The sequence below is a fragment of the Fuchsiella alkaliacetigena genome, from assembly GCF_023227765.1.
Classification (GTDB): domain Bacteria; phylum Bacillota; class Halanaerobiia; order Halobacteroidales; family Acetohalobiaceae; genus Fuchsiella; species Fuchsiella alkaliacetigena.
In genome coordinates, this window is record NZ_JALKBZ010000010.1 from 63,239 (window position 1) to 73,817 (window position 10,579).

Sequence of the window (10,579 nt, forward strand, 5' to 3'; positions counted from 1 at the left end):
GTAGTGAGGTGTAGAAGTTTAAGATGAAAAAGGTAGCTCATATTTTTACTTCAGGTGGTAGTCATAGAATTTTAGCAGACAAGTTAACATTGTTGCAGGAAAAAGGATACATAGTAGAAACTATATCTTCTAAAAAAGGCTATAAAGAAGAATTTATGAAAGATTATAATCTAGATACAAAGTTTATAAGCATGAATAGAGAAATTAATTTAGTTGACGATCTAAAATCAATTGTTAAAATGTATGGACTATTGAAAAAAGAAGATTATGATATTGTTCATACCCATACTGCTAAAGCAGGAATTATTGGACGAATAGCTGCTAAATTGGCTGGGATTCCTATTGTGCTACATACTGCACATGGTCTTCCATTTTTTGAAGGGCAGAGTAAACTTAAATATCATATGTATAGGTTATTTGAAAAAATAGGTTCTTGGTTTTGTGATGCTATTGGTTCTCAAAATCAGGATGATATAAAAAAAATAAAAGCTTATGCTCCTAATAAAAAGGTTTATTATGAAGGCAATGGAGTTGATTTACCGAAATTAGATAAAAAGTTAAAGGAGATCTCTGAAGAGGACTTAAATAAGATAAGAGAGCAGTGGAATATTGGAGAAGATACTAAAATTATTCTTAAGGCTGCTAGATTTGAACCAGTTAAGAACCATCAATTTTTGCTAAAAGGCTTAAAGAAATTAATTAATGAATATAATAATGATTTTCTTTGTCTTCTAGCTGGAAAAGGACATTTGAAAGAAGAGATTAAAGAACTTATTAATGACTATGGCTTAAATAATAATGTAAAGATAATTGGTTATCAGACTAATATTTTTCATTATATTAAATTAGCAGACCTTGTTGTTTTAACTTCTAAAAAAGAAGGGGTTCCCAGAATAATTATGGAATCTATGGCTTTTTCTAAACCTGTTATTGCAACGGACGTTTTAGGGACTAGAGATGTAGTAGAACATGATAAAACTGGTTATTTAGTTTCATTAGGAGATGTAAAAAACTTGGCTAATTATTTGAATAAATTATTAATTAATAAAAAACTAAGAAAAAGGTTTGGTGAAGCGAGTAGGCAAGTTATAGAAAAAGGTTTTACAGAGCAAATAGTAGTGGATAGACTTGATGAAATATATCAACAATTATTAAATGTTTAATTAAATCTTAATGAGTTAAAGTGGAGTAATTTTAAATTAGCAAGTTTGAAGGAGAGGTTATATGCTTATAAAAAGAATAATTGATTTTATAGGAAGTTTAGTAGGGTTAATTATATTATCACCGTTATTTATATTGATAGGAATATTAATAAAATTAGATTCAAAAGGGCCCGTATTTTTTACTCAAGAACGGGTCGGAAAGAATGGAGAATTATTTAAGATTTATAAATTTAGAACTATGGTTGAAAATGCTGAGAATATAGGTTCTGGTCTTAAGACTTCGCAAAATGATACTAGAATAACTAAAATAGGTTCTTTTTTAAGATATTGGAGCTTAGATGAATTACCACAATTAATAAATGTATTAAAGGGTGATATGAGCTTAATTGGTCCGAGACCTACCATAGAATCTCAAGTAAAGGAATATGACGATTATCAAAAAAGAAGACTGGAAGTTAAACCTGGAATTACAGGATGGGCACAGGTAAATGGAAGAAATGAGTTAACTTGGCCGGAGAGGATTGATAAAGATATTTGGTATATTGATAACTATTCTCTTTTTTTAGACTTGAAAATATTCTTTAAGACTATAGAAGTAGTTTTATTTGCTAAAGGAGTGTATTCTGGTAGATATGATGAAGTTGTAAAAGAGGATAATAAGGAATTGGATAGTTAATTAATGATTTTAAAATATCAATATATGGAGGTATGATAATATATGACATATGAGATAGAAGTATTGAGTTGGTCTGATAGAAAAAAGTGGAACGAAATTGGAAGGAGTTTTGAAAATTGGGATCTTTATTTTACTCCAGAATATAGTAAAGTTTATGAAAATATAGGAGATGGAAAAGTACAAGCTTTTGTTTATAAAGATGATAACTTAACTGTATTATACCCATATTTATTAAAGAAAGTTAATGATTTAGCGGTATTTGATGATTTAGAAGAAGAATACTTTGATATTGCTTCCCCTTATGGATATTGTGGACCGTTATTTTCTGAAAAAACTAATGATAAAAATCAAATAGAGAAAAGTACAGAAAGTTTTTTTGAAGCTTTTCATAAATATTGTAAAGAAAATAATATTGTTACAGAGTTTGTTAGGTTTCATCCTATATTGAATAATGCTAAACTCGCTAGGAAACATATAAAAACTGAGTTTCAGGGTAAAACTGTAGCAAGTAACTTAAGGCGTAGGTGGAGTGATATGTGGGATGATGAATTTGATAGTGATACTCGATCTAAAATTAGGAAAAGTATAAGAAATGATATTCAAGTGAATTTAGCTAGAAAAGATGAAATAAAAGAAATAATGCCTGTTTTCAAAAAATTATATTATTCTACTATGGATAAAAATGATGCTAGAGATTATTATTATTTTGACCATAATTATTTTAAAGGTTTTGAAGAGTTATTATTAGATGATATTATAATTTTTTATGCAATTCATAACAAGAAAATTATAGCAGCTAGTTTAGTTATGGTAAAGAGTGACTATGTTCATATACACTTAACAGGTTCAAAGAAGGAATTTTTAAACTTAGGTTGTAATAATTTAATTAGATATAGAATATTAGAATGGGCTAAATTTAATAAATTTAGTTATGTTCATCATGGCGGAGGAAAAGAAAGTCTTTTAAAGTTTAAGAAAGGTTTTTCAAATCTAAGTTTTAATTTTCATATAGGAAGGAAAGTCCATAATCAAAAAAAATATTCTAAGCTAAAACAAATATGGAAAAAGAAAAATGAAGTAGACGATGATAATTTTGATTATTTACCTATTTATAGGTTAGATATAGAGTGATAATCTAGCAATATTATATTGAGAGGTGTTTTTATGAAAAAAATGAAGTTGCTTTGTATGACTAGAGATAATAAACAACAATTAGAAGTTTTTAATAAAATTTATTCTATGAAAGATTATATTGAATTTAGTGGTCTTGTTATAGAAAATAAATCTTTAAATGATAGAATAAAAAGGCTTATTAGAGGACGTTCTATTTTTCAAATAACTAATATATTGGCTTTTAAAGTTCTTTCTAGATTTTTAATTAACAAAACTAATAGAAATTATGATAATTCTTTTTTAGCTGATGATTTTCCAATTATTAATGTTGATAATATAAATGATAGTAAAGTGCTAAAGTTTATAAAGTCAATTAATCCAGATCTTATAATTATTAAAGGGGTTAGCTTAATTAACGAAACACTTCTCAATTCAATTGATGCTGATATTATTAATATACATGGAGGCTTACTTCCATATTATAGGGGGTTGCAAGTTGGAATCTGGCCTATAATTAAAGGAGAATATAATAAAGTTGGTATAACATATCATAAAGTTAATAAAGGTGTTGATACTGGGGATATAATTTTAAAGAAACGTATAAGTGAAGAAAAAATCAGAAAGATAATTCCTCGTAAAATTTATGACTTCAAATTTTATAAGGAGATTAATTTTTTAAAACATAAATTAGTTGTTAATAGCATTGGAGAGTTCTTGGATAGATATTTTAAAATTAAAAGTAAGAATGAAACTGATTTAATGATAAATAATTCTAATGAATATAATCTTTATTCACATATTGCTCTTTCAGATTATATTAATTTTTGGATTTCTAAGGATGATTAATTTTCTTTATTTTCTAGTATAGAATTTGGAAGGAGAGAAATTAAAATTGAAAATTGATAAACTGGATTTTATATTTTCTCCTACTGATTTATATAAAATAAATATTTGTTTTGATAAATCAAATAATGATTTTTATATAAAACGTGATGATCTGACCGGATTAGCTATGGGAGGAAACAAAGCTAGAAAATTAGAGTATTTTATACAAGATGCCTTAGATCAGGAAGCTGATTATATAGTCACCTATGGTTCCACTCAGTCCAATCATTGCGCAATGACAGCAGCAGCAGCATCTAAATTAAATTTACCTTGTTTATTAGTTTTAGCGAAACCTGATAAAGAGCCTACTTATACAGGAAACTTTTTTCTATATGATTTATTCGATGCTGAAATAGTCTATACGTCTACTGAAGAAGTAAGCGAGACTATAGATGAAGAAATTGAGAAACTATCTAATAAAGGCTATAATCCTTACTTCATCTATGGTGGAGGTCATGGGAATTTAGGTACTCATGCTTATGTAGAAGCCTATCAAGAAATTATATCTCAGGCAGAAGATTTGGAAGTTAATTTTGATTATATTTTCTTTGCTTCAGGAACAGGTACTACTCAAGCAGGATTGATTATAGGCAAAGAGTTGCAGGGAGGAAGTGAAGAAATTATAGGCATTAGCATAGCCAGAGACAAGCAGAGAGGAACAGATGTAATTTCAGATAGTATTAAAGATTATTGTAATCAGTTTAATATAGAGATTAGCAATATTGAGAGAAAAATAAACTTTATTGACTCTTATATTGGCGAAGGTTATGGTATAGCTAATCAAGAAGTCTTAAAAACAATTAAATTAGTTGCTAAGAAAGAAGGGATTTTACTTGATCCCACTTATACTGGAAAAGCCTTTTCTGGTATGTTAGATTATATAGAAAAAAATAAAATCAAAGATAAAAATATCTTATTTATTCATACCGGAGGTACTTCCATATTATTAGATAATACTGAACAATTTAAAGAAATTGAGGAGCGAATTTAGACTATGAATATATTAATTGCAAGTATAGGCAGAAGGGTTAATATAGTAAGATACTTTAAAGAGAGCTTAAAAAGGTTTAGTCAAGGCCAGGTGTTAGTTACAGATTGTAGTCCCTATGCAGCAGGCATGTACGAAGCTGACAAAAGCTTTGTAGTTCCCAGAGTAGATCATTCTGATTACTTAACTACAATATTAGATATTTGTAAAAATAACGATATAGACCTTATCTTATCCTTAATAGACCCCGAACTGGTCTTATTAGCTGAGAATAAAGATAAGTTCAGAGAATTAGGAGTAGAAGTTCTAGTTTCTAACTATGAAGCGGTGGATATTTCTTTCAATAAGTATAAGACAGCAAAATTTTTAGTAGAGAACAATATTCCTTTCATAAAAACCTTCAAAAAATTAGATGAAGCTATAACTGAACTAGAATCAGGCAATTTAGAATTTCCGTTAATGGTTAAGCCAGCTAAAGGCAGTTCTAGTGTTGGTCTTAATAAAGTAGCTAACTTAAAAGAATTAAAAAGTGTAGTTAATAATGGGGATAACTACATTATTCAGGAGTTCATTGAAGGTGAAGAATATGGAGTAGATGTATTTATAGATAACACTGGGGAAGTAATCTCTGTCTTTGCTAAAAAGAAATTAAGCATGAGAGCAGGAGAAACAGATCAGGCAGTATCAATTAAGGATGAGAAATTATTTGACTTTGCTACTAAAATAGCAAAATCTCTAAATGCTTACGGTCCACTCGACATTGATTGCTTTAAAACTGAAGATAGAGGTTATATCTTTTCAGAAATAAATCCTCGTTTTGGTGGGGGTTATCCCCTTGCCTATGAAGCGGGTGCTAATTTTATGGAATTAATAATTAAGATGATGCAAGGTGAAGAATTAAAACCTCAAATTGGTGATTATATAGAAAATAGATACTTATTTAAATATAATGGACTATCAATAGTGGATGAGGATGATTTGATTAATGATGATTTATAATCAGCTTTAGCCAGAGTTTAACTTAGGTTTTAACTTGTTTTGATTTTGAACTTATTAGTGCTGATTCGAGCTCATTCGTGGTTTCAATTATTTTTATTTGAATTCAACTGTTAATTAAAGTAAAACAGGGAGGAATAAATAGATGACAATTGGTTTATCCGGGCCAGACATAGGCCCCCGAGAAAAAGAACTAGTCAACGAAGTATTAGACTCAGGCTGGTTAAGCTTAGGAAAAATGCTAGACAAATTTGAAAAAAACTTTGCAGACTACATAGGAACTAAGTATGCAGTAGGCGTCAACAGTGGAACCAGTGGCCTACATTTATTAATTAGAGCATTAGGTATAGAAGCAGGAGACGAAGTAATCACCACTCCTTTCAGTTTCGTAGCCTCCAGCAACTGTATTCTCTTTGAAAATGCTAAACCAGTCTTTGTAGATATAGATCCCAAAACTCTATGTATAGACCCAGACAAGATAGAAGCAGCCATTACCGATAAAACAAAGGCTATTCTACCAGTAGATGTCTTTGGACAACCTGCTAACATGACTAAAATAATGGAGATTGCTGATGAGTATAATTTAAAGGTAATCGAAGACTCCTGCGAAGCCATCGGCGCCGAACACAAAGGACAAAAAGCAGGAACCTTTGCTGATGCCAGTGTCTTTGCCTTCTATCCCAATAAGCAGATCACCACTGGCGAAGGTGGAATGATAGTTACCGATGATGAAGAGATAGCTAACTTATGTAGAAGTATGCGCAACCAGGGCCGTAGTCAAGACAAGCAATGGCTAAGCCACGTTCGCTTAGGCTATAACTATCGACTGGATGAAATGAGCTGTGCCGTAGGTATAGCCCAGCTAGAGCGCATAGAAGAGATCCTGGCCAAAAGAGCCAGCGTAGCAGAAAAATATAACAAACTATTAGCAGACGCACCCGAAGTGAAAACCTTAACTATCACCGAAGACACCACCAAAATGAGCTGGTTCGTCTATGTAATCCAGTTAGCTGAAGAAATAGACCGTAATCGAGTAATGGACTACTTAAGAGACAACGGAGTAAGCTGTAAACCTTACTTTACTCCAATTCACTTACAGCCTTTTTATGTAGAGGAGTTTGGCTATCAGCGAGGGGACTTTCCGATTACAGAGCGAGTGAGTGATAGTACTATTGCTTTGCCATTTTATAATGAGTTAAGTGAGGGGGAAGTTGAAACTGTGGTTGATAATTTGAAAAGTGCTATTGAAATCACGAAATAAAAACCTTTGGAACCACGAATCAACACAAATGAGCTCGAATAAGACCATTAGACTATTAAACCTTTAAGTTCAAAATCATTAATTAGTTTAATTTTTTATCGAAGTTTTTATTTTAAATTGAATTTGGTTTTGAACTTATTCGTGTTGATTCGTGCTCATTCGTGGTTCCCCGATTTTATTATTTCCTAGCTTGAAAAGCTTTTAAACTCCAACTAAATAAGATATAATAAAAACAAGAAGAAAATTACTTGTAGCCAGAAAGGAGCGAGAAAAATGGAGAATAAAAAGTTAATATATACAATTGGACATTCTAACCATGATTTATCAACCTTTTTGGCACTATTAAAATCTCATAACATCGATTCAGTAGTAGATGTGAGGAGTGTTCCTTTTAGCAAATATACTCCTCACTTTAATCAAGATCAGCTAATTAAGTCTTTAAAAGAAGAGAACATACACTATATTCCCATGGGCGACCAATTAGGAGCTAGATGGGATGAGTTATACTTATACAATGATAATAATAGGCTAGATTTTTCTAAAGTTAGGCAAACAGAAAAATTTAAAACTGGAATAAACAGATTGCTTAGTGGTTTAAAAGAAGGGTATAATATCTCTTTAATGTGTACAGAAAAAAATCCTTCAGACTGTCATCGTACAATTTTGATTGCTTACTCATTAAGCAAGATGGAAATTAAGATAAATCATATTTTAGCAGATGGAAAAATAAAAGAACATCAACAATTAGAAAAAGAATTAATCGAAAGTCATTTTGGAGAAATAGATCAATTAGATTTATTTAGTGAGAATAATGGAATTAAAGATAGACTTGAAAAGCTAGAAACTGCTTATCAGAAAAAAGAAGAAGAAATAGCTTATCAAATCCAACAGGAGGCTATCAATATAGGATGACTATATATACAATTGGCTTTACTAAAAGGAGTGCTGAAAATTTCTTTGAAACTTTAAAGGATAATGATATTTCAAAGATTATTGATATTAGAATAAATAATACTTCTCACTTAGCTAGCTTTGCTAAAAAGGAACATCTAGAATATTTTTTAAAAGAACTTTGCAACTTAGAATATTATTATTATCCTGACTTGGCTCCAACTAATGAACTATTTAAAAATTATAAAAAAGAAAAAATAGGCTGGGAAGATTATGAGCAAGAATTTATCAGTTTATTAGAAAAAAGAAGAGTAAAAGATGCAATAACAGAAAAAGATTTAACTAATGCCTGTATGTTATGCAGTGAATTTGATGTTAAAAACTGTCATAGAAGATTAGTAGCAGAATACTTTGCTGACCATTTTGTTGAAAGTAAGATCGTGCATCTATAAGAAAGGATTGAGTTTATGAGAAGAGAAATTATTTGCTTAGCTAATTCACGCAAGAAAAGCGGAAGATGTATAGCAGGAATTGACGTTGAAACTGGTGAGTGGATTAGACCCATAAATTCAAGTGGCGGGGCATTAAGCTTAAATCAAATTGCTTATAAAAATGGAAGTTTGCCTGAAAAACTAGATATTATAAGTATTCCTCTACTTAAACATCAACCTTCATATTATCAACCTGAAAATTTTATAATAGGAAATGGTAATTGGATTAAAGAGGGGAGCTTTGCCTTTTCAAAACTATCAAATTTAACTCAAAGTAAAAATTTATTACTTTTTAATAATAGAGACAGTGTATCTAAAGATGAGCTAGAAGAAATTAATTTTAATAAACGTTACTCTTTGATACTGATTCAACCTGAAAATGTTACTTTTGAAAAAGTTGATAGAAGTAGATTTAGTGATCCACCTCAAATTAGGGCTAAGTTCACATATGGTAATTATAACTATAATCTTTCTATAACTGATGATAGTATCGAAAGTCAGTTTGAAGAATGTGATTATGGAAATTATAGGTTGAATAATAACATTTACTTTACAATTAGCCTGGCATCACCTTTTTCAGAAAATAATAGACACTATAAGCTGATAGCAGCTGTAATAATTTAATTTTTAATAAGAATTGATTTTGAATTTATTCGTGTTGATTCGAGCTCATTCGTGGCTCCTTGGTTTTGAACTAAATCTATCCTCTATCCTTTATCATCTATCCTCTAAAGAAGCCGGGTTTATTTGGCTTTCAAAGTCAAGTAAAATAAGATATAATATAAATGGGGAGGTAGCAATGGATAAGAACAGAGAAGATCAACGTCGAACTACTAAGAAACGTTTATAGAAATGCAGATGAAAATGCAAGGGAAAGAAAAGGCTTTAGATTTCCAGCGGTGATTCCGATTGTTCTTTATAATGGCGAAGCTAGTTGGACAGCTATAAAGGAATTTAAGAAGGTATTTAAGAACTATGAAGAGTTCTTAATCACTTACTAGATTTTGAATATCTATTAATTGATGTCAACAGTTATTCAGATGAAGAATTACTCGAAATTGCTAATGTTATCTCCTCAATTTTCTATTTAGATCAGCAGAAAGAAATAGACGTACTACAAAGGCTAAAAGATTTAGTTAGTATTATGAAGAATATGAGCGAAGAAGAATACACTTCAATAAAAAGATGGCTTATAAATATATCAGCACCGCTTCTACCAGCAGCAAAGAAAGAGGAATTAGAAAAGGTCATTGAAGAATCCAAACCTTGGGAGGTGGAAGAGATGATTAGTAACTTTGCTAAGAATATTAATAAGCTCAAGGAAAAGGAAAGAGAAAAAGGTAAAATAGAAGGCAAAATAGAAGGTAAGATGGAAACAGCTGAAAAGTTGCTAGAAAAAGGTATGGAAGTGGTAGATATAATGGATGTAACCGGATTAGACAAAGAAAAGATAGAAGAAATTAAAAAGAAAGTTCAGCATTAGATTTAAGCTCTGGTAAAAAATCCAGAGCTTTTCTTATATTATAGTAATGTTCTAGTTTTAATGATTTTGAACTAAATTTATCCTCTGTCCTTTATCATCTATCCTTTATTTTCTATTATTTTAGCAACTTCTCTAATTCTTTCAATAGCTTCAGTATCTAAACTCTTGACTTGCTTAAACAACAACTTCAAATCCTCTCTCTTAGCTAACTCCTCCCATAACTCCACCAACTCTGGATCATCAGCCAGAGCTTTTTTTATTTTATCCGCAGTTTTTCTCTCCTCAGTCCGGCCTAAAAGATAATCAACAGAAACATTAAAAAAACTAGCTATTTTTTCTAATGTATTATAATCTGGTTTTCTCTTTCCAGTCTCATAACCAGCAATAGTAGAACGTGATAAATTTAAATGAGAAGCTAACTTTTCCTGTTTTAAGTCTTTTTGTTTTCTTAGTTCTTTAAGTCTCATAGGTAGCTTTGCCATATCTAACCCTCCCCTAAAAATTATATCATTTGATGTTGCGTTCAGAAACTTTTGTCTCGAAGAGCCAACTTTTACCCGAGTTCGACACTTACTAGGTAAACAGACCCCACGCAAACACTTATTATAGCAGTGTTTACGAAGGATTAGAGT

Annotated in this window: 13 protein-coding genes; 12 read left to right on the forward strand and 1 reads right to left on the reverse strand. The window is 30.5% G+C overall.

The window, feature by feature from the left end; translation table 11 throughout:
* Positions 1–23 precede the first annotated feature (23 nt).
* The 12 genes from MWH30_RS04580 (at position 24) to MWH30_RS04630 (ending at position 9,947) form a co-directional block, all read left to right on the forward strand.
* A complete protein-coding gene (locus MWH30_RS04580) occupies positions 24–1,163 on the forward strand; it encodes a glycosyltransferase family 4 protein (protein ID WP_248662879.1) in 1,140 nt (379 codons plus the stop codon).
* Positions 1,164–1,224: 61 nt separating this feature from the next.
* The gene (locus tag MWH30_RS04585; RefSeq protein WP_248662880.1) at positions 1,225–1,839 is read left to right on the forward strand and encodes a sugar transferase; all 615 of its coding nucleotides are present in this window, start codon (positions 1,225–1,227) and stop codon (positions 1,837–1,839) included.
* A 42-nt stretch (positions 1,840–1,881) separates the two neighbouring features.
* Positions 1,882–2,970 (forward strand): GNAT family N-acetyltransferase, encoded by a 1,089-nt coding sequence (locus MWH30_RS04590; RefSeq protein WP_248662881.1) that lies wholly within the window; start codon positions 1,882–1,884, stop codon positions 2,968–2,970.
* A 33-nt stretch (positions 2,971–3,003) separates the two neighbouring features.
* Positions 3,004–3,798, forward strand: coding sequence for a formyltransferase family protein (locus tag MWH30_RS04595; protein ID WP_248662882.1), 795 nt, complete (start codon positions 3,004–3,006; stop codon positions 3,796–3,798).
* Between the two features lie 46 nt (positions 3,799–3,844).
* Complete coding sequence (locus MWH30_RS04600; protein WP_248662883.1) at positions 3,845–4,828, forward strand: 1-aminocyclopropane-1-carboxylate deaminase/D-cysteine desulfhydrase; 984 nt, start codon at positions 3,845–3,847, stop codon at positions 4,826–4,828.
* 3 nt (positions 4,829–4,831) lie between these two features.
* A complete protein-coding gene (locus MWH30_RS04605; RefSeq protein ID WP_248662884.1) occupies positions 4,832–5,824 on the forward strand; it encodes an ATP-grasp domain-containing protein in 993 nt (330 codons plus the stop codon).
* A 142-nt stretch (positions 5,825–5,966) separates the two neighbouring features.
* Positions 5,967–7,082 carry a DegT/DnrJ/EryC1/StrS family aminotransferase gene (locus MWH30_RS04610; RefSeq protein ID WP_248662885.1) on the forward strand — a complete coding sequence of 372 codons (1,116 nt, stop codon included), beginning with the start codon at positions 5,967–5,969 and terminating at the stop codon, positions 7,080–7,082.
* 273 nt (positions 7,083–7,355) lie between these two features.
* Positions 7,356–7,994, forward strand: coding sequence for a DUF488 domain-containing protein (locus MWH30_RS04615; protein ID WP_248662886.1), 639 nt, complete (start codon positions 7,356–7,358; stop codon positions 7,992–7,994).
* A complete protein-coding gene (locus MWH30_RS04620) occupies positions 7,991–8,425 on the forward strand; it encodes a DUF488 domain-containing protein (protein ID WP_248662887.1) in 435 nt (144 codons plus the stop codon). Before MWH30_RS04615 ends, MWH30_RS04620 begins: the two co-directional genes overlap by 4 nt.
* A 15-nt stretch (positions 8,426–8,440) precedes the next feature.
* On the forward strand, positions 8,441–9,088 hold the full coding sequence (locus MWH30_RS04625) for a dual OB domain-containing protein (RefSeq protein ID WP_248662888.1): 648 nt from the start codon (positions 8,441–8,443) through the stop codon (positions 9,086–9,088).
* Positions 9,089–9,282: 194 nt separating this feature from the next.
* The gene (locus tag MWH30_RS13965) at positions 9,283–9,465 is read left to right on the forward strand and encodes an Rpn family recombination-promoting nuclease/putative transposase (RefSeq protein WP_372494130.1); all 183 of its coding nucleotides are present in this window, start codon (positions 9,283–9,285) and stop codon (positions 9,463–9,465) included.
* A gap of 143 nt (positions 9,466–9,608) precedes the next feature.
* Positions 9,609–9,947, forward strand: coding sequence for an RpnC/YadD family protein (locus MWH30_RS04630; protein ID WP_248662889.1), 339 nt, complete (start codon positions 9,609–9,611; stop codon positions 9,945–9,947).
* Positions 9,948–10,045: 98 nt separating this feature from the next.
* Here the strand turns inward: MWH30_RS04630 and MWH30_RS04635 are convergent, their stop codons facing one another.
* Positions 10,046–10,429, reverse strand: coding sequence for a helix-turn-helix domain-containing protein (locus tag MWH30_RS04635; RefSeq protein WP_248662890.1), 384 nt, complete (start codon positions 10,427–10,429; stop codon positions 10,046–10,048).
* Positions 10,430–10,579: the final 150 nt, after the last annotated feature.

What these genes read in the sequence shown, in the direction of transcription:
- MWH30_RS04620 (WP_248662887.1), top strand. Translation starts at nt 7,991, where the DNA reads ATGACTATATATACAATTGGCTTTACTAAAAGGAGTGCTGAAAATTTC.
- MWH30_RS04610 (WP_248662885.1), top strand. Translation starts at nt 5,967, where the DNA reads ATGACAATTGGTTTATCCGGGCCAGACATAGGCCCCCGAGAAAAAGAA.
- MWH30_RS04615 (WP_248662886.1), top strand. Translation starts at nt 7,356, where the DNA reads ATGGAGAATAAAAAGTTAATATATACAATTGGACATTCTAACCATGAT.
- MWH30_RS04635 (WP_248662890.1), bottom strand. Translation starts at nt 10,429, where the DNA reads ATGGCAAAGCTACCTATGAGACTTAAAGAACTAAGAAAACAAAAAGAC.
- MWH30_RS04595 (WP_248662882.1), top strand. Translation starts at nt 3,004, where the DNA reads ATGAAAAAAATGAAGTTGCTTTGTATGACTAGAGATAATAAACAACAA.
- MWH30_RS04580 (WP_248662879.1), top strand. Translation starts at nt 24, where the DNA reads ATGAAAAAGGTAGCTCATATTTTTACTTCAGGTGGTAGTCATAGAATT.
- MWH30_RS04585 (WP_248662880.1), top strand. Translation starts at nt 1,225, where the DNA reads ATGCTTATAAAAAGAATAATTGATTTTATAGGAAGTTTAGTAGGGTTA.
- MWH30_RS04590 (WP_248662881.1), top strand. Translation starts at nt 1,882, where the DNA reads ATGACATATGAGATAGAAGTATTGAGTTGGTCTGATAGAAAAAAGTGG.
- MWH30_RS04630 (WP_248662889.1), top strand. Translation starts at nt 9,609, where the DNA reads ATGAAGAATATGAGCGAAGAAGAATACACTTCAATAAAAAGATGGCTT.
- MWH30_RS04605 (WP_248662884.1), top strand. Translation starts at nt 4,832, where the DNA reads ATGAATATATTAATTGCAAGTATAGGCAGAAGGGTTAATATAGTAAGA.
- MWH30_RS04625 (WP_248662888.1), top strand. Translation starts at nt 8,441, where the DNA reads ATGAGAAGAGAAATTATTTGCTTAGCTAATTCACGCAAGAAAAGCGGA.